Source organism: Pseudomonas sp. TMB3-21, assembly GCF_054898145.1.
Genome location: NZ_CM142718.1, coordinates 953,014 through 974,422 on the forward strand (window position 1 = coordinate 953,014; position 21,409 = coordinate 974,422).

The following is a 21,409-nucleotide window of genomic DNA, read 5'->3' on the forward strand; positions in this document are numbered from 1 at the left end:
GGACTATTCCGGCGCCGCGCATAGTTATATTCTGGCATCAACCTACGAAGGGATTTCGCCGTGCGCTGGCTCAGGATTGCCATAGGTTTCACTGTCACGCTGCTGACAATGCTCTGCACGCTATCGGCACAGGCCGAGCAGGGCAGTGGCTGGGCGGTTTTGCTCGACGAGCAGGGCGACCTGCAACTCAGCGATATCCGTTCCGCTCGCTTCATCAATCAATTCAGCCCCATTGAACTCGAACGCCTCACCGCCGCCGAGCCCGACGGGGCATTGTGGCTTCGGTTCCGGCTCGCCCCCGGCAAGCACGAGCAAGTGTTGAAGATCTTCGCGCCCGATCTGGCGCACCTCAACCTGTTTGTCCTGGACGGCGACAGGCTAATCCAACAAATCAATTCCGGTGCCGATCAGCCTCAGGCCGAACGACCACTGCCCAGCAGCGATTACCTGCTACCGCTGCCGCAGGCTGACAAACCTCTGGAGATCTATCTGCGCCTGGTGTCCCAGCATCAGATGCGGCCTTACATCACATTGCAGTCAGCCATCACCACAGCCGCCAATCAGACCCAGACGCTGATCTTCGGTCTGTTGTTCGGTTGTCTCGGCATGCTGATCCTGCACAACCTCATCCGGTATGCCTACACACGCTCGCGCAGCAGCCTCTGGCTGTCAGGTTGCGAGACACTGCTGATGATCAGCATGGTGCTGCTGCTGAACATTCTCGGGCCATGGCTACCCGACTGGCACACCCAGCAAACACCGGGCGCCTACATTGCCCTGCTCATGACCGCTCCGTGCGGACTGATGTTCGCTTACCGCTTCTTCGCCCCGCTCGGGCCACACCCGCTGAACCGACTGCTGATGGGCGATATCCTCTTTATTGTTGCCTGCGGCCTGTTGCTGTTGTTCGTCAACACGCTACCGCTGAACATCATCACCTACGCACTGGTCGCGCTGGCAGGCCTGACGATGTTGTTCGTCAGCGCCTGGCACTGGCAAAAAGGCTATCGTCCGGCGCGGTTCTTCGTCGCGGCCATGGTGGTGTTCAACCTCGGCACGTTGATCATCCTTCCGGCCCTGCTCGGGCTGACACTGGTCGAGCCGCAGGGCTTGATCGCCGCCCTGCTGGTGTTCATCTGCGTCAGCGGCCTGTTGATGAGCGTCGCGCTCAGCGAACGCCAGCGCAGCATCACTGAAGACCTGTTCAGCGTCAGTCGCGACCTGGCGGCCAGCAATGCCGAGATCAATGCTAAAGCCGAATTCCTGGCGAAAATCAGTCACGAAATCCGCACGCCCATGAATGGCGTACTGGGCATGACCGAATTGCTGCTGGGAACGCCGCTCTCGGTCAAGCAACGTGACTACGTACAGACCATCCACAGTGCCGGCAATGAACTGCTGACTTTGATCAACGAGATCCTCGACATCTCCAAACTGGAATCCGGGCAGATCGAGCTGGACGATGTGCAGTTCGATCTCAATGCCCTGATCGAAGACTGCCTGAGTATTTTTCGCGCCAAAGCCGAGCAGCAAAACGTCGAGCTGATCAGTTTTATCCAGCCGCAAGTCCCACGGGTCATCAGTGGCGATCCGACCCGCTTGCGTCAGACCCTGCTGAGTCTGCTGGAAAATGCCCTGAAGAAAACCGATGAAGGCGAAATCCTGATCGTTGTAGCGCTGGACGACCGCAGCGCGAAACCGCGCCTGCGCATTGCCGTACAGGACAGCGGTGAAACAATGGAAGCCGAAGAGCGCGACGCGTTGATGCACGCCGAACTTCACAGCAAGAACTTTCTCTCGGCCAATCGCCTGGGGGGCAACCTGGGACTGGTGATCGCCCGGCAACTGATTCGTCTGATGCACGGGGAATTTGGCATCAAGAGTGGTGCCGGTCAGGGCAGTACCTTGTGGCTGACGCTCCCTCTGGACCCGGATCGTCTTGAACACCCGACGTCCGATCTCGACGGCCCGTTGCAAGGTGCTCGAGTGCTGGTCGTGGATGACAACGACACCTGCCGCAAAGTCCTGGTGCAGCAATGCACCGCCTGGGGCCTGAATGTCAGTGCCGTAGCCTCTGGCAAGGAAGCGCTGGCACTGCTGCGTACCAAGGCCCACCTGCGCGATTACTTCGACATCGTGCTGCTGGACCAGAACATGCCCGGCATGACCGGTATGCAACTGGCGGCCAAGATCAAGGAAGACCCGAGCCTCAATCACGACATTCTGCTGATCATGCTGACCGGCATCAGTAACGCCCCCAGCAAGATCATCGCGCGCAATTCCGGGATCAAGCGCATCCTCGCCAAACCGGTGGCTGGCTATACCCTCAAAACGACGCTGGCGGACGAACTTACGCAGCGCAACAAAGGCCTCGCGGTTGCGCCCCAGCCGGCGGGCGGCATGCCGTTGCCGGTCAAGGTCCCCAGCGATTTCCGCATTCTGGTGGCCGAAGACAACAGCATTTCGACGAAGGTGATTCGCGGCATGCTCGGCAAGCTCAATCTGCAACCCGATACCGCGAGTAACGGCGAAGAAGCTCTAAAGGCGATGAAAGCCCAACGTTACGACCTGGTGTTGATGGATTGTGAAATGCCGATTCTGGATGGCTTCTCGGCTACCCAGCAATTGCGTGCCTGGGAGGTCGGCAACCAGCGGATTCGCACCCCGGTGGTGGCGTTGACCGCGCACATTCTTACCGAACACAAGGAACGCGCGCGTCAGGCTGGAATGGACGGCCATATGGCGAAACCGGTCGAACTGTCGCAGCTGCGCGAATTGATTGAACACTGGGTTGCACAACGCGATCAGCAGAACCGCACAACGGTGCAGACGTCCTGACCGACAGACCTGGCGGCGCCTGATAGACTCCCCTTCGACTTCCTCCCAGTGAGCCTGCCCCATGCTGCACGTGTTGTTCAGCGTTTACCTGAAGATGCTGGTGCTCTACAGCCCGTTCTTCGTCCTCTCCTGCTTCATCAGTCTGACTCGCGGTTATTCGCGCAAGGAACAACGTCGACTGGCCTGGAAGGTGGCGATCGCCACATTGGTTTCCAGCGTCTTGCTGTATTTGTTCGGGCGAGTGATTTTCAGCGTCTTCGGCATCACCGTGGATGCGTTCCGCATCGGTGCCGGCAGCGTGCTGTTCATCTCGGCGCTGGGCATGGCTCAAGGCAAGTCAGCGGTACAGACTGACAACGTGCAACAGGACGTGACCATCGTTCCGCTGACCATTCCCCTGACCGTCGGCCCCGGCACCATCGGCGCCTTGCTGGTGATGGGCGTGAGCCAGCCGCACTGGGACGACAAACTCACGGCCATTCTTGGTATTGCCCTGGCCAGTTTCACGGTGGGCGTGGTGCTCTACCTGTCGAACCGCATCGAACGGATTCTCGGCGATCAGGGCCTGCAAATTGTCAGCCGTTTGATGGGTTTGTTTGTGTGCGCCCTGGCTGCGCAGATTATCTTCACCGGGATAAAGGGATATCTGATCTCTTGATCCATTGTGAATTGCACGTCAGGTCAACCTGATGATGCGTTCTTGTCGCTGGCAACCTAATAACGAAACGACGGTTTCACGCGACAGGTCATAATCCTCGGTCTCCATCAGCGCCCTGTAACCTCTGATCGATACATTGCCAATGACATTTTCGGCAGCGAAGCGATGGCTCAAGACAGGGCCGCTGAACTTCTCATCGAATTTGAAGCAGATCACGACAGCGGCAATCGAAACGCCTGGCGTGATCACTGCACATTTCAAGCGTACCGTTTGTTGAGTCTGACCATTGGGAGTGTCAAGCAACTCACTTTGCAGTAACGCTGATGCGTCCAAAGACAACGCTTCCAGGCTGGCTTGTAGGGCTTCTGGCGAGGTAAGTGCCAGTTGGCCGAGTAGCGGCGCAATCATTTCACACAGGCTGAAGCGGCCTGAACGAGGAGGCGGTACGTCGATGCAAGGTTCACTCCATACCAAACCACCCAGCGTCCGGACTGCCCCTGTGTTGGCGTTCATCCAACGTTCAAAGTTCGCAAACGCAGGAACCTTCCCGCTCGCCACAGCCTGGCAATAAAGCAAAGCATCCAGACCGTCCTGTACTTCACCAACGGACAATTCGTCCGATACGAGAACAACAGCACCCGCGCAAATATAATTTACGTAATTCAAGACGCACTCCTTTGCAGTTTAACGTTAAAACCTGAGGCTTTCGCCTCAGGCTCTACTCATGCACGTGCAGCTCGAAACTCATAGGTCAGCGCTTTTGTTCGCTGTTCCGACAGCGCTTTCACGATCAAGGGCTCAACCATCGAGTAATCCTCTTCGTCCATGTGCATACGTGCCGCGGAGTTATAAATAGAGACGTTGGCGCTGCTCCATTCCACGAACAGCACCTTGGTCGGCTGCGCGTTGGCGAAATACTGCACCGCTGCAATCGCCATGGTGATGTCGCCGTCTGCACTTTCCAGCGAGGCCGACATGCAGAAGTCTCCACCCTCAGCTTTCTTCGAATTTTTTTCGAACAGCTGCAACGCTTGGGGTTCGTTCTTCAGTGCCTCCATGGTTGCATCAGCTACCGAAGACAAAACCTTCAGCGCCGCGGCGCCCTGATTGACGGCAGCGCCTACTGCCGTGTGCAGGATGCTCAGCGCAACGTTGTCCATGGTGAGTTTTTGAGCGGTGGATTGATACTTGTTGTAAGGCGCACTAAAAACAAACCAGCCACTCAGTTTCATGAGCCTTAAAAACTCATTGAACCGTTGTTCCTTCTGACTGGCACCCGGGTATTTGAGCAAAGAGACAAGATCAGCATACATATAAGTGTTTTTAACAATTCGCTTGCTGCGTTTGGACATACTTGCATCAAAACCCGCAATACCTGTGCCCATAATGGCGGCATTCAGCTCATCTTTGTCGATCGGAAGTTGATGAGCGGAGAAGCCTGTAAAGGCGCGGGGCGTCGGCTGCAGCGACAGCAGTTTGTTCGATTCCTCGATCAGTGCAACGCGTTCACTGCCAGAGATTTTTTCAGGATTAAATTCGATCATTAGTTGATTCCTTTCAAATTAGTTAACGCTTCTTTGGCGCGAGATCGAACTTAACTTCCATAAGAAAGTTATACAACCGCGAACCAATTCAACTAATTTCAGAGATTCGTGAGCACTCCTGATTAGAACCAGGCAATACCAGCTTGCAGGAATATTTGAATATTCAGGAGAAGAACAAATGTATGGATGGCGGCCCACGGACCGCCCCCCTTACGCAACGGGCTTGGAGCCGTACCAGCGTGGGGTGTAAACCCACTGACCACCGCCTTCACGAGGGAACACGCAGGTAGTGGATGAGCCGATCAGCACCATGGTGCGCATATCAACCTGATCAGGTGTCAATTGACCCAACGTAGTCACCCGCAGCGTTTGCCCCGGTCGCCCGACATCGCGCCCCAACACAACAGGAGTTTGCGGGGTGCGGTGCTGCGCGACGATCTCCAGCGCGCGGCCCAGTTGCCACGGTCGCGACCGCGAAATGGGATTGTAGAAAGCCAGCGCCAGATCGGCTTGAGCGGCGAGGTCGAGGCGCTTCTCGATAATCGCCCACGGTTTGAGGTTATCCGACAGCGACAACACACAGAAATCATGCCCCAGTGGCGCACCCGCCTGAGCGGCCGTGGCCAATGACGCCGACACGCCCGGCAAAATCTCCAGATCGACGTCGTGCCACGCCGTGTCGCTGGACTCGTGCAGCGCTTCGAGCACCGCTGCTGCCATGGCGAACACACCCGGATCACCGGAAGACACCACCACCACCGAGCGCCCTTGCGCCGCCAGCTCGAACGCATGACGGGCGCGCTGCATCTCTTCACGGTTATCGGTGCAATGCTGCACTTGATCGTCACGGAACGGGCCGGCCATGCGCACGTAAGTTTCGTAACCGAGCACATCGGTGGCGCGCGCCAGTTCGGCTTTTACCGCAGGAACCATCAGTTCGGCCGCGCCAGGGCCGAGGCCGATCACTGCAAGACGACCACGCGCACGACCGACGTGAGCGATGTTCAACGGCTGATCGGCGATGGCGATGGCCAGGTTGTTGGCGCTCACGACTTTCGCCTCTGGCACAGCCGCAAGCGCCAGTGCCTCGCTGTCGTTTTGCGCTGCAACAAAGCGCAACGGCACGCCCAGATCAAGCGCTGCCTCACGCAAACTCTCTGCGGCCATTTCGTTGTCCGCCGCGACAAGACAAGCCAGTGATTGCCGGGCAATTTTTGCCTGCTGCAACGCCACGCGAATGGCCGTCGGCAAGCCCACCACGTCAGCGCTGACCGCCACCGCAACACTGCGCGGATAGATCAGCAGTTCATCGGCACTCGCTTCACGTTCAGCGCTGCCGACATGAATCGAGCGCTGCGCCTGCGGATCGTCCCGCAATTGCGCCTGATCCAGCCACGGCGCCGCACCTACGATACGAACGCTGTGCCCGGCCAGCAGATCGGAGACAAAGCGTTTGCCCTGTTCCAGATCCGCCAGAGCGTAGCCACTCGGTGGGTTGAGCAGGCAGGTGCCAAAGCGCAGCTCGCCGCTGGTGGTGATCGCCGCGGCGACGTGCAGCCCGGCAGCGATTTCTCGCGCCATGACATTCACTCCGCCGAGGCCGCCGAGCAGCGGCACCACCGCGCTGCCGTCTTCAGCGACCGCAAGCACGGGCGGCTCCGCGCCTTTTTCCAGCAGCACGGGCGCAAGCGTGCGAATCACGATGCCTGCGGCGCACAGGGCAATGATCGGCGTGTCCTGCTGGTAGAACTCGCGCAGGGTAGCGCCGAACTCCTGGTAGACGCGATCCACCTCCTCGACCCGTCCCGACAGACCGTGGATCAAGGCACCGGGGTAAATCTGCTGAATCTTGCGCGCGGTCGCGAGGCTGCCTTTGCCCAGAATGACAATCGCCGGAGCTGCTCGAGTCATCAGCCTTGCCACCTTTCGCCGGGAACAATGATCAACGAGAAGTACGGTGAGGACATTGGCTCGACCTGATCCAGCGGCACGATTTTCTGATTGGCCATGGTCGCGCGCTCGACGTACAAGGCGCGCTCCGCCAGGCCGAGCTCTTCCAGCACCTGGCGGACCTTGGGAAAGTTGCGTCCCAGCTTCATGATCACCGCCGCATCGGCGTCGGCCAATCGGCGCTTGAGATCGTCAGGGGGCAACACACCGGACAGCACCGACAAGCTTTGATTGCGATACACCAGCGGAGCGCCCAATACCGAAGCGCCGCCCAGCATCGAGCACACGCCCGGCACCACTTCAGCTTGATAGCGCTCGGCCAGGCGATCATGCAGATACATGTAGGAGCCGTAGAAAAACGGATCACCCTCGCAGATCACCGCCACGTCGCGACCGGCATCGAGATGCGCAGCGAGCTGCTCGCCAGCCGCATCGTAGAAATCACTGATGACCTGTTCATACGAAAGTGGCGCGGGCAATGCCTCGGTCGTCACCGGATACACCAGCGGCAACAGTGTCTGCGCTTGCTGCAGATGCGCTTCGATAATGCCAAAGGCGTTGCCCTTTTTCCCTTTGGCGACAAAATAGGCGATCACCGGCGATTCGCGCAGCAGGCGCAGCGCCTTGACGGTGATCAGCTCCGGATCACCGGGGCCGACGCCGAGGCCGATCAGACGTCCAGGTCGCTGCATTATTCGATCTCCGTGGCGAGCGCGTTGACGGCGGCAGCGGCCATGGCGCTGCCACCCAGCCGACCTTGCATGATGACAAACGGCACGCCACGACTGTCCGCCGCCAGCGCTGCCTTGGACTCCGCCGCGCCCACAAATCCCACCGGAAAGCCGAGGATCAGCGCCGGTTTCGGCGCGCCGGCGTCGAGCATTTCCAGCAGGTAAAACAGCGCGGTCGGGGCATTGCCGATCACCACAACGCTGCCTTCGAGGTGCGGGCGCCAGAGTTCCAGTGCAGCAGCGGAACGGGTATTGCCCAACTCACGGGCGAGCTCGGGCACGCCTTCATCGCGCAAAGTACAGATCACCTGATTGTTCGCCGGCAAACGCGTGCGCGTCACGCCTTCCGAGACCATCCGCGCATCACACAGGATCGGTGCGCCAGCGGCCAGTGCATCGCGCCCGGCCTTGCCGGCGCCTTCAGAGAACTGCAGGCCATCGATCGCATCAACCATGCCGCAGGCGTGAATCACCCGCACGGCCAGTTTTTCCAGGTCGGCCGGGATGCGCGCAAGGTTCGCCTCGGAGCGAATGATCGCGAAGGAGTTGCGATAGATCTCCTGACCGTCGCGGATGTAATCAAGCATCAAAAAGGCTCCGTGAGCGGGCGTCGAGCAAGGCTGCGGCCGCTTCAATAGTAAGATTGCGTGCGTGCAGGACGCCGAAACCCGGCAGCCCCGCTTCGCGAAAATAAAGGTCGTAGTGATCGCGACCGACCGCCAGCATCGTGATCGGGGCGATGTGCGCCGCGGCGCACGAACGCGAGCACCCTGACAGGTGAACGTTCAGCACATGGCCATGGCGCCGAAGCAGCCCGGACAATTGCAGGGCGTCGCCTTTGGTGTCGGCCAACGCCTTGCTGCATCCGGCAGAACCGGTGCAGGCAATCAAGCGGGCCAAGGGGTCCAGATCGCAGAACAAGCCCAACTGCGTCAATCGCCGCGTGATCTGGCCAGCGTGCTCGCGCAGGACATTGGGGATCAGCAGACTTTGCCAGGGGGTGAACCGCAGACTCGCATCGCCAAACTCCTCCGCCAATTGTGCAACGCCTCGCAACATCGTGGACGTCAGACGCCCGAGCGGCGGCACAGCACCGATATACACCTGACGGGTATCGGCCTGGGCATGCACGCCGATGTGCAGAGTGTCGGGATTGGCGCTGCGTCGGCAACCGGGTGGCGGCATCAACGCCACCTTTTCGGCCAGTCGAGCCAACACATTGACGATCGGCAGCTCAGCCAGGAGATGACGCATGCGCGTTTGATCGGGACGTGCCCGTTCGAGGAACACGTCAAGCACGGCCACGACCAGCGCGTGCCCGTCTTCCAGTCGCACCGCACCGGCCGGGGCGTCTGTCGGGCAACCGGCCAATCCGAAGGCCCACCAGCAAGCGCCGCCTTGGTCAACGGCACTCAGCCAGAGGTCGTGGGGATGTTCGAGCATGGCCAGCGCCTCGCCGCCATCCAGTTGCACGGCAAACTTGGCGCTGAGTGCGTGGTACCGCTCGTGATTCTGCACCGTGCCGAGAATCTGGTTCGCCAGCGGCCGGGTGTCCACCAGCAGATGGCGATCAATCCCGGCAGAGGCGCTGAGCATCAGGTTACGAACGTCGTCGCCTGCCGGGGTTTGCGGCCCCAGACCGGCACCGAGCAAGCTGTCGATCAGCGCCGCCTGTTCGTTGCCAATGCCACGTATTTGCAGGTTGCCTCGGTTGGTCGCTTCGATCGTTCCGCTGGCAAAGCGCTCGGCTGCGTCAGCCACAACCGCCGCCTGAACGCTGCTGATGGACCCACCGTTCAGCTTGATTCGACAGATGCCACCATCCAGCGCCGGGACAATACGCAGCAACCCCGGGCAGGCCGAGGGGCGTAAGGCGGAGGACATCGGACGTGGGTTCAAGGAGGTGACCGGTTCAGGTGTTGAGGCTGGCGCGCGGTATTATGCCTGCTTTGCCTCGAACCATGAAAAACTGCCGGTCGGAATGCGGCCTGCCGGCAGCATTCTCCTGCCCTCTACGCGGACGCTGCTGTGGCGTTCGTTAATGCGTCAGCGTCAATGTAATCTCCGAGAAACGCATGTCCCGCACTGCATCGGCCAGCATGACCCGGTACTTATCCATCTCGCGCGGCCTGGCGGAGAATCGTCTGGCCCGAATATCAAGTTGGGATTGTGGATGTTCTACGTCCCAGAACAACACGGTCGAGCTCCAGTTAGTGCTGAGCAATCGAACGTTGGTCAGCACGATTTCAAGTTCCCCGGCTCGATTGTACTCAGCGGGCATAAACCGAAAATCCCCGGACTGCTGGGCGCGCTCGGTAAAAAAAGCGAGCGCTGAACGATCATGTTCGAGAAATCCAAACGAATCCTTGATCAACTTCAACCTGGCTCTGCTGACTTGCGTGGACAGGGCTTTGGACCAACTGTCCAGAAGGCTGCCTTTGTAGCGATGGTCGATGACCTCCACCGGCGCGTGCTCCAGACTCCAGCCGACGGACCAGAGCCTGCCCGAAACGTGTTCAAACCAATCGGCAGGTTCAAGCTTTCGGTCAAAGCGCAGGTTGGCCTGGTATTCCGCCCAGCGCAGACTGTTCTTTATGTACTGCCTGTCTTCGATGGATAAACCCGCAAAGAACGCCAACATCCTGTTATCGAGTAATGAAGCACTGGGTGCGACTGACAGCACCTCCCTTTGTACAGCGTCGTTATCAACATGTAATTCCATTACTTACTCCCTGCCTTCTTGGCTTTAATGAAAAATCACATTAGCAACTGGCACCTGGCGAACAACTACTAATCATCAACATTTCATGTACATGCTCGCCCGGCAGCGATGAGGATGAAGTCACTGCCTGGAAGCCGCGCTATCATGCCGCCCTGAAAGATGATCGCGTGATTGAGGAATGACATGACCCCCTGGCTGACGGTGATAGGCATCGGTGAAGAAGGTTTCCCAGGCCTGGGCAAGTGCGCTCGGCGTGCCTTGCTGGGCACGCCGCAGATCTTCGGCAGCCAGCGCCAACTCGACTTGTTGCCGGCCTGCATCAGGGGCGAGCGTCGGTTGTGGACGTCACCGTTCAGTCTTGATCCGGTACTCGCCGTGCGGGGTCAGCCGGTTTGCGTTCTGGCCAGCGGCGATCCGATGTTCTTCGGCGTAGGCGCCAGTCTCGCCCGGCAATTACCTGCCGATGAAATGTTGATTCTGCCAGCGCCCTCCTCCTGCTCCCTCGCCGCTGCGCGCATGGGTTGGCCGTTGCAAGACGTTGTCACGCTCTCGGTTGTCGCCCGCCCCATTGCGGCAATCAATGCGCAACTGTTCAGCGGCGTGCGTTTGCTGGTGTTAAGCAACGACGGACAAAGCCCGGGCGCCATTGCGGCGTTACTGCGCGAGCGCGGGTTTGGACCGAGTCGGCTCAGCGTGCTGGAACACCTCGGCGGCCCGGCGGAACGACGCATCGATGGGACCGCGAATGACTGGCAGTTCCCGGCCGTTGCCGACCTCAACCTGCTCGCCATCGAATGCATCGCCGAACCGTATGCACCACGCCTGTCGCGACTCGCCGGACTGCCGGACTCTGCTTTCAAACACGACGGTCAACTGACCAAGCGAGACGTGCGCGCCATCACCCTTGCCCGCCTTGCGCCGATCCCCGGCGAGCTGCTGTGGGACGTCGGCGCCGGCAGTGGCTCGATCGGCATCGAGTGGATGCGCGCTCACCCGGCTTGCCGCGCGCTCGCCATCGAGGCGGATGATGGCCGGCAGGCGTTGATCGAGCACAATCGCGACGCCCTCGGTGTTCCCGGTTTGCAGCTGATTCGTGGCAGCGCGCCGCAAGCGCTGAACGGACTTGAGCGCCCTGATGCGATTTTCATTGGCGGTGGCGTGACGCGCGAAGGCGTACTCGATGCGTGCTGGGCCGCACTGAAACCCGGAGGTCGACTGGTTGCCAACGCCGTCACGCTGCAAAGCGAAATGACCTTGATGGCCTGGCGCGAACAATACGGCGGCGAACTCACGCGTATCCATGTCGCTCAGGCACAACCGCTGGGCGACTTCGATACCTGGCGCCAGGCGCTGCCGATCACTTTGCTGGACGCGGTTAAACCAGCCGATGCGTGACGAAACCGCCGAGCAACCTGCACCGCTGCGCAGCGGTTTGACCACCGGCAGTTGCGCCACAGCCACCAGTCTTGCGGCTGCCCGGTTGTTGTTGGGCGGCCCGGTCTGCGACGCATTGGAGATCGTTCTGCCCAAAGGCAAGCGGGTACAGATGCGTCTGGAGTTTTGTCGGCTGGCCGACGATGGCGCCGAGGCCGGTACGATCAAGGATGCTGGCGACGATCCTGACGTGACCCACGGTGCACTGCTTTATTGCCATGTGCGTCTGCGCCGCGAGCCAGGCGTGCGCTTCATTGCCGGCCTGGGCGTCGGCACCGTCACCCGCCCCGGGCTGGTGCTGGACGTCGGCGAACCGGCGATCAACCCGGTGCCGCGCAAGATGATCACTGATCACCTGAACCTGCTGGCCGCCGAGCGCGATTACGACGGCGGTTTCGAGGTCACGGTGAACGTCGAAGACGGCGCAGCGCTGGCCCTGAAAACCATGAACCCGCGCCTGGGCATTCTCGGCGGTCTGTCGATTCTGGGCACCAGCGGTATCGTCCGGCCATTTTCCTGCGCCGCTTATATCGCCTCGATTCACCAAGGCATCGACGTGGCAAAGACCAACGGCTATTTGCACATCGCCGCATGCACCGGCAATGCCAGCGAAGACACCATGCGCCGGGTCTATGACTTGCCGGAAATCGCTCTGATCGAAATGGGCGATTTTGTCGGCGCGGTGCTCAAACATCTGCGCAAAGTGCCTGTGGATAAACTCAGCCTGTGTGGCGGTTTCGGCAAGATCAGCAAACTGGCGGCCGGGCACATGGACTTGCACAGTCGGCATTCGAGCATCGACTTGGCGCAGCTGGCCGAATGGGCGGCGGCCATTGGCGCCGACGACGCTTTGCAGCAGGCGATTCGCGAAGCCAATACCAGTCAGCAGGCCTTGGCGATGGCCAGTGCGGCAGGCATTGCCCTGGGTGATGCGGTGTGTGCTCATGCATTGGCCTTTGCGCGCAGCGTGGTGCCGGCGCAGGTTCAGGTGGAAGTGTTTGCCATTGACCGCCAGGGCGGAATCGTTGGCCACGCGGCGTGTTTTCAGTGAAACGCATTTTACTGCTCGGCGGGGTCACCGAAGCCTTGGCCATTGCCCGTACGCTGGGGCCTCAGCACATTTACAGCCTCGCCGGCGTCGGTCGAGTACCAACCGATCTGACGTGCCAGGTTCGCGTCGGCGGTTATGGCGGCGCTGAGGGTTTGGCACAGTTTATCCGCGACGAAGGCGTCGACCTGCTGCTGGATGCCACTCACCCTTACGCCGCACAAATCAGCCAGAACGCGGCCATCGCTGCGGGACAGGCCGGCATACCCTGCTGGGCGCTGCGCCGTCCGGCCTGGCAGCCGCAACATGGCGATGACTGGCGCGAAGTGGGCGACTGGGACGAATTGATCGAGGCACTGCGACCCTTCCGCCGCCCGCTGTTTACCCTCGGCCGCGAGCCCTTGCAACACCTGCATGAAATTCCGCCAGAGCAATTCTGGACCCTGCGCGCACTCGACGTTTATCCCGGCAACGAGCGCTGCGAGGTGATCGGCGCGCGCGGGCCGTTTCTCATCGGCAACGAACGCGAGCTGTTTGAACAGCGGCAGATCGATGTGCTGATCAGCAAGAACAGCGGCAGCACTGCCACCGAGCCGAAACTTGAAGTGGCAAGGGAGCGCAGCGTGCCAGTGATTGTGTTGAGGCGGCCGGTGTTGGCCAAGGCGGATAGGGAATTCGGGTCAGTAACCGATTTGCTCTCGGCCCTGTCTGCGTAGGATTTTTACGCAGCCCCTTCAGAACCAGCAGTTTTGCCCGCAACATTCCAGGACGGCGCCGACTGTACCGCCCACGACTTGAAGTCTAAAGTGCCGCCTGCACACGCCTGCCCAGCGCACCGTCTTGATCTTTGGGACACGACAAGCACTGAGTCGCGAACGGCGGCCCTTGCCAAACTGTATCCCAAGGAATACGGTCAGCATGATCGATTTTGAACACTCCAGAGTATTTGCGGCTTGGCTCAATTCGCTAGCAGACACCATCGGAAAAGCCCGGATCGTCGCCAGCATTAGAGCGGCGGAACATGGCAATTTTGGCGATACGGCATCAGTTGGCGACTCTTTTTTGAAATGCGCGTGCATCATGGGCCGGGTTACAGGGTTTATTTCAGTCGCCGAGATGAAGTGGTTTACCTGCTCTTGGTCGGAGGTGACAAATCGTCTCAAAAACGCGATATCAAACGTGCTGTTCAAATGGCGCGGAACATTGGCAATGAGGAGTGAATGATGGCCGAGCAATTTACCCGTTTCGACGCCGCCGAATTTCTCAAGACGCCGGAAGAAATGGCTGCATACCTGGATGCATGTCTTGAAGAAGACGCTGGGGACGGAGTACTGATTCGTGCGGCACTCAACGATATAGCCAGAGCGCAAGGGATGACGCAGGTTGCACGTGACGCAGGTTTGGGTCGTGAAAGCCTTTACAAGGCATTAAGCAGCACTGGCAATCCCGAATTCGCGACTATCATGAAGGTCATGAAAGCCTTGGGATTGCGCTTGCATGCCAAGGCGGTCTGAACGACTGCGACACCACGCCGCACGCGGTCTTTTTACTTATCGGCATCGATCAGGCTAAATAGCCGCGCCTGATCGCTCACCTGACCGGATCTGCCTCATGTCCCGACAACGGCTCGCAATTGCCTGGATCGCCTGCTTCGCAGTGCTGTTCAACATGCTCGCCATGCCGATGACCGGAGCGATGGCGCAGGCGGCGAATGCGCCGGCCGAACAGGTGTTGTGGGGCAGTTTCTGCTCGTCGAGCGGCACGAAGATGGTCGCCATTTCCCTCGGGGAGGTTGAGCAGAAAGCCCCGCAGAACGACGATCATTCCGCCATGCAGCATTGCTGGTGCTGCTCCGGTTCCGCGCAACTGATTGCGTTGCCCGGGCACGCGCCACAGCTGTATTTCACCCGTTTTGAAAGCTCGCGCGGCCAGCCCGCTGCGGTACTCGACACGCCCTCACCTCGCCAGCAATGGCCAAGCCTCAACCCCCGTGCCTCGCCTCTGGTGTGATTCCTTCTCGCAACTGACTGCGTTTTGAATCGTTCCGGAGAACTGCCATGTTGAACAAACTCATCGTCCTCGCCGCGTTGCTGTTGCCTGCCTGCTTTGCCAATGCCCAGACCTACCGGGCTGGCGAGCTACAAGTCGCGCAGCCCTGGTCGCAAGAGCTGCCGCCCAACGCGCCCACCGTCGCAGCTTATTTCGTCATCCATAACAGCGGCACAACGGCTGATCGTTTGCTCAGCGTCGACTCGCCGATCGCTGGCCTCGCGCAATTGCATGAGCACGTCAAGCAGGACGACCTGATGAAAATGCAGCAGGTGCCGAGCGTGGATATACCTCCAGGCGGCAATGTCACGTTTGCCCCGATGGCGTATCACGTGATGCTGCTGGAGCTGAAGGATCGCAGCCTGTTGAGCGATGGCAAACGCTTCCCGCTGACCTTGAATTTCGAGAAGTCCGGCAACGTGACGGTCGAGGTGGCGGTGCAGAAAACGCCACCCGCCGACCTGCAAACCCACGCCCACGCTCAGTAATCAGCAGAGCACAAGCCCATGCGCGCGCTTAGCGTCAGGTCCTCCATGCAACGTCGTCCGTCAGTCCGGCTGACCCGCGGCAGCTGGATCAGCCTGTTCGCCATGTTGATGATTTTCATCGGTCCGCTGATCTCCCAGTCGATGCCGATGGATCAGCGTGCGTCCGCGCCGATGAACGTCGCCATGAGCCTGACGATGGACATGCCGGCGATGGGGCATGGCGAGCATCACGCCCAACCTGACGCGCAAGACTGTGCGCCGAAAGCCGATCACCACGCGCTCTGGGAAAAATGCGGCTATTGCAGCCTGCTCTACAATTGCCCGGCCCTGACCGGCAGCCCTTCCTTCTTCACCGCCGGCACAGCGCCGGTTGCGACATTCTCCGCGCCGGCCACTCGTCTGGGCCATGCCCGCCAGACCTTCTTCCCTGGCGCCCGAACCCGCGCCCCGCCCATCCTCGCGTAAACACCCCACCCGATCTCACACGGTGCACAAAACCGTCCGGCAACCTGTGGCAGCGAGCCCGTTCCCACACGCGTCGCGTCGGCTGCCGACCGTGTCGTTTACGACTGTTCGATGGAAATTGTCATGTCCAGGTTTTCCGCTGCCCCCTGCTTGAGCGCTGCTCGAGCTCCTTTTGTGCTGAACCCGAACCGGGTTCTTTTGAAGCACGCTACGGCCGTGTTTTGCGGTGCGCTGCTGGCGCCCGTAGCGCTGGCCGATGAACACGCCGGCCACCATGAAGAACTCAGCCCGACGGTGATTACCGCCATCGCGCCGAGTTCGCCACTGACCGTGGTGACCAACCCCAAGGACCCGCGCCAACCTGTGCCGGCCAGCGATGGCGGTGATTACCTGAAGACCATCCCGGGCTTCGCTCTGGTGCGCAACGGCGGCACCAACGGTGATCCGGTGCTGCGCGGCATGTTCGGTTCGCGCCTGAACATTCTCACCAACGGCGGCATGCTGCTCGGCGCCTGCCCCGGGCGGATGGACGCGCCAACGTCTTACATCTCGCCGGAAACCTACGACAAACTCACCGTGATCAAAGGCCCGCAAACCGTGCTCTGGGGACCGGGGGCATCGGCGGGCACCATCCTTTTTGACCGCGAGCCGGAAAGCTTCGGCGAACTCGGCACACGGGTTAATGCCAGCGTTCTGGCGGGCTCCAACGGGCGCTTCGACAAGGTGGTCGATGCCGCTGCGGGCGGGCCATCAGGGTATGTTCGAGTCATCGGCAATACCGCGCACGCCGACGATTACCGCGACGGCAACAACGACACGGTGCCCTCGCGCTATGACAAATGGAACGGCGACGTCGCGCTGGGCTGGACGCCCGACGCCGACACGCTGCTGGAGCTGACCGCCGGCAAGGGCGATGGCGAAGCGCGGTATGCCGGACGCGGCATGGACGGTTCGCAGTTCAAGCGCGAGAGCCTGGGCCTGCGCTTCGAACAGTCGAACCTCGGTGAGGTGCTGGACAAGGTTGAAGCGCAGATCTATTACAACTACGCCGACCATGTGATGGACAACTACAGCCTGCGCACGCCGTCCGGGAGCGGCATGATGGCCGGGCCGATGGCGTCGAACGTGGACCGCAGAACCCTCGGCGGGCGCGTCAAAGCGACCTGGCGCTGGGCCGATGTGCAGCTGATCAGCGGCATCGATGCGCAAACCAACGAACATCGCCAGCGCAGCGCCATGGGCGTCGACACCTTCAAGGAACTGCCGCGCAGCAAGGACGCCGACTTTCACAACTACGGCGTGTTCAGCGAACTGAGCTGGTACATCGCGGATCAGGACCGGTTGATCAGCGGTGCGCGCCTGGACCGCGCGTCCGCCAAAGATTTTCGGCAGACGACAGGTTCCGGGATGACGACCCGCGTCAATCCAACAGCCGATGCCACCCGTGCCGACACCCTGCCAAGCGGTTTTGTCCGTTACGAACATGACCTGGCTGACAGCCCGACCACGCTGTACGCCGGCATCGGGCACACCCAGCGTTTCCCGGATTACTGGGAACTGTTTTCGCCCAACTCGGGGCCCGCCGGTTCCTTGAACGCTTTCGATTCGATCAAGCCTGAAAAAACCACTCAACTCGACATCGGCCTGCAGTACAAGACCGCTGACCTCGAGGCCTGGGCGTCGGCTTATGTCGGGCAGGTGCGCGATTACATCCTGTTCAATTACACCCCCGCAATGATGAGCACCACCTCGCAAGCCGACAACATCGATGCGCGAATCATGGGCGGTGAATTGGGCGCGGCCTACCAGCTGACTGACCACTGGAAGACCGACGCCACCCTCGCCTACGCCTGGGGCAAAAACAGCAGTGACGGCACCGCACTGCCGCAAATGCCTCCGCTCGACGCGCGATTCGGCCTCACCTACAGCGAAGACAACTGGAGTGCCGGCGCCTTGTGGCGCGTGGTCGCGGCGCAGAACCGCATCGACCGGAACAAGGGCAACGTGGTCGGCAAGGACTTCGACAAGAGCTCCGGTTTCGGCGTGTTCTCGCTCAACGCGGCGTACCGCATAAACGCGCAGTGGAAGGTCAGCAGCGGCGTCGACAACCTGTTCGGCAAGGCCTACGCCGAGCATTTGAACCTGGCCGGCAACGCCGGTTTTGGCTACCCGGCCAATGACCCGCGCGCCATCAACGAACCGGGGCGCACGCTCTGGACCAAGGTTGATATGAGTTTCTGACAACAAAAGTCAAAGATCGCAGCCTCACGCGTCCTCCTGCAGCAGCTGTCGAGTGCAACGAGGCTGCGATCTTTCACAGAACAATGATTTGCCAAGCGGAGCACGACCGATGAAGCAGCCCAAAGTAAATTTCTACAACCTGGCCTGGCGTTGGCATTTTTACGCCGGTCTTTTCGTCGCGCCTTTTATGGTGATGCTGGCACTGACCGGCACCCTTTACCTGTTCAAACCGCAACTCGATCCGCTGATGTACGGCAGCCTGCTGAACGTACCCGCCGGGCATCACAGCGTGTCCGCAGATGAGCTGCTCAAACGCGTGCAAAAGGCCTATCCACAGAGCCAGGTGACGCAGTATCTGCCGCCGGTCAATGCCGAACGCAGCGCGCAGTTCGTGCTGATCAATGCCGGTCAGGAGCTGAACGTATTCGTCGATCCCTACCACGGCGACATTCTCGGCGAACAAGACGCGAAGAAGAATCTGCAGGCCATTGCCCGGGCGATTCATGGCGAGCTGATGATCGGCACCGTCGGTGATCGGCTGGTCGAACTGGCCGCGGGCTGGGGCATCGTACTGGTGGTGTCGGGCGTGTTCCTGTGGTGGCCGCGCGGCCAGGCTGCGGGGATTTTGTGGCCACGCCTGAACAGTCGCGGTCGTGTGCTCTGGCGTGATCTGCACGCCGTCACCGGGTTCTGGGGCGCGACCTTTCTGCTGGTGATGCTGCTCAGCGGCATGACCTGGACCGGGTTCTGGGGCAAACAATATGCCGCTGTGTGGAACGTGTTCCCGGACGCGATGTGGAATGACATGCCCAAGTCCGACGTCGAAGCGCGCAGCCTCAATACGGCCACGCGCCAGACCGTGCCCTGGGCCATGGAAAACACACCGATGCCGATGTCCGGCGACCACGCCGAACACATGGCTCACGGTGCCGCACCGGTTGGTCCGGCCGCCCCGACGGTCAGCCTGCAAGCGGTGCAAGACATCGCCAAAGAGCGCAAGGTCGAGCCGGGTTACAGCATCACAATGCCGACCACGGCAACCGGCGTGTTCACCATCGCCGTGTTCGCCGACGACCCGCGCAACGACGCCACGCTGCATATCGATCAATACACCGGCAAAGTGCTCGCTGACGTGCGCTGGGAGCATTACGGCAACGTCGCCCGCGCCACCGAAATGGGCGTGATGCTGCACGAAGGCAAAATGTTCGGGGTGATCAATCAGATCGTCGTGCTGCTGATCTGCCTGATGATTCTACTCAGCGCCGTGAGCGGTGTGGTGATGTGGTGGAAGCGTCGCCCTCAAGGCAAGCTCGGCGTGCCGCAGCTGCGTCACGACTTGCCGAAATGGAAAACCGCGATGGTGATCATGTTTGCGCTGGCCGTAGCCTTCCCGCTGGTGGGCGCTTCGCTGGTGGGGGTGTGGTTGCTGGATCGGTTGCTGTTGTCGCGCTTCAACCGGCAGCCGGAAACCGGCTCGGCGGTGTGAAGGCGCCTGGTCAATGACCCGATCGCCCGATCGGGTCTGCCGACAGCATTGACAGTTTTTCACGCCGGCAGGATCACGACCTGCCGGCGTGAGACCCCGCGCCCCAGTCTGGCGCACCGCTTCGCACCAATGCACCGGCAGCGGTCCCTGATGGTGCGCCCGCAACGGGCGTAACCGCGCTGGTTCCATATTTTCCTGCCCCGCGCCGAACAGGCACAGCCCTTGCTAAAGACCCTTCAACAGTCTGCATCTGCCAACCATAAAAATGTCCAACATTCACGGAGATCGCACATGAAGCGTCGCAGCTTGATCAAGGCTTTCACACTATCGGCAAGCATTGCCGCGATGGGCATGGCCTGGACGGTACAGGCCGCCGAGACCATCAAGGTCGGTATTCTGCATTCGTTGTCCGGGACCATGGCGATCTCCGAAACGTCGCTCAAAGACATGGCGTTGATGACCATTGACGAGATCAACGCCAAGGGCGGTGTGAACGGCAAGATGCTTGAACCCGTGGTGGTTGACCCTGCGTCGAACTGGCCGCTGTTCGCCGAAAAAGGTCGGCAGTTGCTGACCCAGGACAAGGTTGCCGTGGTGTTCGGCTGCTGGACTTCGGTGTCGCGTAAATCAGTGTTGCCGGTATTCGAAGAGCTCAACGGTCTGCTGTTCTACCCGGTGCAATACGAAGGCGAAGAAATGTCGCCGAATGTGTTCTACACCGGCGCCGCGCCGAACCAACAAGCGATTCCGGCGGTGGAATACCTGATGAGCGAGGAAGGCGGCAGCGCCAAGCGTTACTTCCTGCTCGGCACCGACTACGTCTACCCACGCACCACCAACAAAATTCTGCGCTCGTTCCTGCACTCCAAAGGCGTGGCGGACAAGGACATCGAAGAGGTCTACACGCCGTTCGGTCACAGCGATTACCAAACCATCGTCGCCAACATCAAAAAATTCTCGGCCGGTGGCAAGACCGCGGTTATCTCTACGGTCAACGGTGACTCCAACGTGCCGTTTTACAAGGAGCTGGCCAACCAGGGTCTAAAGGCTACCGACGTTCCGGTCGTGGCGTTCTCGGTCGGCGAAGAAGAACTGCGCGGCATCGATACCAAGCCGTTGGTAGGCAACCTCGCGGCGTGGAATTACTTTGAATCGGTGGAGAACCCGGCGAACAAGAAATTCGTCGCTGACTGGAAAGCCTACGCGAAGAAACACAACCTGCCAGGCGCTGATAAAGCCGTGACCAACGATCCGATGGAAGCCACCTACGTCGGCATCCACATGTGGGCGCAAGCGGCCGAAAAAGCCAAGTCCACCGATGTCGACAAAGTACGCGAAGCACTCGCCGGCCAGACCTTTGCTGCACCGTCCGGCTACACCTTGACCATGGACAAGACCAATCACCACCTGCACAAGCCGGTGATGATCGGGGAGATTCAGGCTGACGGTCAGTTCAACGTGGTATGGCAGACCGAAGGGCCGATCCGCGCCCAGCCGTGGAGCCCGTTTATCTCGGGTAACGACAAGAAGCCGGATTATGCGGTGAAGAGCAACTGAGGCATTGGGCTTGACGCTTGTTCAGACCCGACAAAACGCTCTGTAGAAATGCTTTCTGTGGCGAGGGAGCTTGCTCCCGCTGGGTTGCGCAGCAACCCCGAACTGTGGACTGCGGTGTATCAGGTACACCGGGTGCAATGGTTTAACGACTGCTACGCAGCCGAGCGGGAGCAAGCTCCCTCGCCACACGAGCCAGCC

Annotated in this window: 19 protein-coding genes and 1 pseudogene; 13 read left to right on the plus strand and 7 right to left on the minus strand. The window is 60.3% G+C overall.

The window, feature by feature from the left end:
- The first annotated feature begins 60 nt into the window (after positions 1-60).
- Complete coding sequence (locus tag ACYZTS_RS04500; RefSeq protein ID WP_461994326.1) at positions 61-2,838, plus strand: hybrid sensor histidine kinase/response regulator; 2,778 nt, start codon at positions 61-63, stop codon at positions 2,836-2,838.
- A gap of 61 nt (positions 2,839-2,899) precedes the next feature.
- On the plus strand, positions 2,900-3,496 hold the full coding sequence (locus ACYZTS_RS04505; protein ID WP_028620194.1) for a MarC family protein: 597 nt from the start codon (positions 2,900-2,902) through the stop codon (positions 3,494-3,496).
- A gap of 18 nt (positions 3,497-3,514) precedes the next feature.
- Here ACYZTS_RS04505 and ACYZTS_RS04510 read toward each other — a convergent pair whose 3' ends face one another.
- The 7 genes from ACYZTS_RS04510 to ACYZTS_RS04540 all read right to left on the minus strand — a co-directional run bounded on the left by ACYZTS_RS04510 (position 3,515) and on the right by ACYZTS_RS04540 (position 10,443).
- Positions 3,515-4,162 carry a hypothetical protein gene (locus tag ACYZTS_RS04510; protein WP_028620195.1) on the minus strand — a complete coding sequence of 216 codons (648 nt, stop codon included), beginning with the start codon at positions 4,160-4,162 and terminating at the stop codon, positions 3,515-3,517.
- A gap of 56 nt (positions 4,163-4,218) precedes the next feature.
- The gene (locus ACYZTS_RS04515) at positions 4,219-5,040 is read right to left on the minus strand and encodes a hypothetical protein (protein ID WP_461994329.1); all 822 of its coding nucleotides are present in this window, start codon (positions 5,038-5,040) and stop codon (positions 4,219-4,221) included.
- A 210-nt stretch (positions 5,041-5,250) separates the two neighbouring features.
- A complete protein-coding gene (gene cobJ / locus ACYZTS_RS04520) occupies positions 5,251-6,951 on the minus strand; it encodes a precorrin-3B C(17)-methyltransferase (RefSeq protein ID WP_461994331.1) in 1,701 nt (566 codons plus the stop codon).
- Positions 6,951-7,682: a precorrin-2 C(20)-methyltransferase gene (locus tag ACYZTS_RS04525; protein ID WP_461994333.1), complete on the minus strand. Its 732-nt coding sequence runs from the start codon at positions 7,680-7,682 to the stop codon at positions 6,951-6,953. Before ACYZTS_RS04525 ends, cobJ begins: the two co-directional genes overlap by 1 nt.
- Entirely contained in the window at positions 7,682-8,308 is a 627-nt protein-coding gene (locus ACYZTS_RS04530; protein ID WP_028620198.1) for a precorrin-8X methylmutase, read from the minus strand. The genes ACYZTS_RS04525 and ACYZTS_RS04530 overlap by 1 nt, the downstream gene beginning before the upstream one ends.
- On the minus strand, positions 8,301-9,605 hold the full coding sequence (cobG, locus tag ACYZTS_RS04535; protein ID WP_461994336.1) for a precorrin-3B synthase: 1,305 nt from the start codon (positions 9,603-9,605) through the stop codon (positions 8,301-8,303). Before cobG ends, ACYZTS_RS04530 begins: the two co-directional genes overlap by 8 nt.
- Before the next feature lie 154 nt (positions 9,606-9,759).
- The gene (locus tag ACYZTS_RS04540) at positions 9,760-10,443 is read right to left on the minus strand and encodes a hypothetical protein (protein WP_461994338.1); all 684 of its coding nucleotides are present in this window, start codon (positions 10,441-10,443) and stop codon (positions 9,760-9,762) included.
- Positions 10,444-10,626: 183 nt separating this feature from the next.
- Between ACYZTS_RS04540 and cbiE the strand changes: the two genes are divergently transcribed.
- From cbiE to urtA, 11 genes and pseudogenes are all read left to right on the plus strand, one after another.
- Positions 10,627-11,838 (plus strand): precorrin-6y C5,15-methyltransferase (decarboxylating) subunit CbiE, encoded by a 1,212-nt coding sequence (gene cbiE, locus ACYZTS_RS04545; RefSeq protein WP_461994340.1) that lies wholly within the window; start codon positions 10,627-10,629, stop codon positions 11,836-11,838.
- Positions 11,831-12,928, plus strand: a complete 1,098-nt coding sequence (locus tag ACYZTS_RS04550) for a cobalt-precorrin-5B (C(1))-methyltransferase (RefSeq protein WP_461994342.1) — start codon at positions 11,831-11,833, stop codon at positions 12,926-12,928. The genes cbiE and ACYZTS_RS04550 overlap by 8 nt, the downstream gene beginning before the upstream one ends.
- Positions 12,925-13,641, plus strand: a complete 717-nt coding sequence (locus ACYZTS_RS04555; RefSeq protein WP_461994344.1) for a cobalt-precorrin-6A reductase — start codon at positions 12,925-12,927, stop codon at positions 13,639-13,641. Before ACYZTS_RS04550 ends, ACYZTS_RS04555 begins: the two co-directional genes overlap by 4 nt.
- A 202-nt stretch (positions 13,642-13,843) precedes the next feature.
- A pseudogene (locus ACYZTS_RS04560) lies at positions 13,844-14,145 on the plus strand (type II toxin-antitoxin system RelE/ParE family toxin).
- A gap of 3 nt (positions 14,146-14,148) precedes the next feature.
- Complete coding sequence (locus tag ACYZTS_RS04565) at positions 14,149-14,439, plus strand: addiction module antidote protein (RefSeq protein WP_461994346.1); 291 nt, start codon at positions 14,149-14,151, stop codon at positions 14,437-14,439.
- 97 nt (positions 14,440-14,536) lie between these two features.
- Entirely contained in the window at positions 14,537-14,935 is a 399-nt protein-coding gene (locus ACYZTS_RS04570) for a DUF2946 domain-containing protein (RefSeq protein ID WP_461994348.1), read from the plus strand.
- A 47-nt stretch (positions 14,936-14,982) separates the two neighbouring features.
- Positions 14,983-15,462 carry a copper chaperone PCu(A)C gene (locus tag ACYZTS_RS04575; protein WP_461994350.1) on the plus strand — a complete coding sequence of 160 codons (480 nt, stop codon included), beginning with the start codon at positions 14,983-14,985 and terminating at the stop codon, positions 15,460-15,462.
- Positions 15,463-15,480: 18 nt separating this feature from the next.
- Positions 15,481-15,927, plus strand: a complete 447-nt coding sequence (locus tag ACYZTS_RS04580; protein ID WP_461994352.1) for a DUF2946 domain-containing protein — start codon at positions 15,481-15,483, stop codon at positions 15,925-15,927.
- Between the two features lie 123 nt (positions 15,928-16,050).
- Positions 16,051-18,168 carry a TonB-dependent copper receptor gene (locus tag ACYZTS_RS04585; RefSeq protein WP_461994354.1) on the plus strand — a complete coding sequence of 706 codons (2,118 nt, stop codon included), beginning with the start codon at positions 16,051-16,053 and terminating at the stop codon, positions 18,166-18,168.
- Positions 18,169-18,277: 109 nt separating this feature from the next.
- The gene (locus ACYZTS_RS04590; RefSeq protein ID WP_461994356.1) at positions 18,278-19,654 is read left to right on the plus strand and encodes a PepSY-associated TM helix domain-containing protein; all 1,377 of its coding nucleotides are present in this window, start codon (positions 18,278-18,280) and stop codon (positions 19,652-19,654) included.
- 291 nt (positions 19,655-19,945) lie between these two features.
- Complete coding sequence (gene urtA, locus ACYZTS_RS04595; RefSeq protein WP_028620209.1) at positions 19,946-21,211, plus strand: urea ABC transporter substrate-binding protein; 1,266 nt, start codon at positions 19,946-19,948, stop codon at positions 21,209-21,211.
- Positions 21,212-21,409 lie beyond the last annotated feature (198 nt).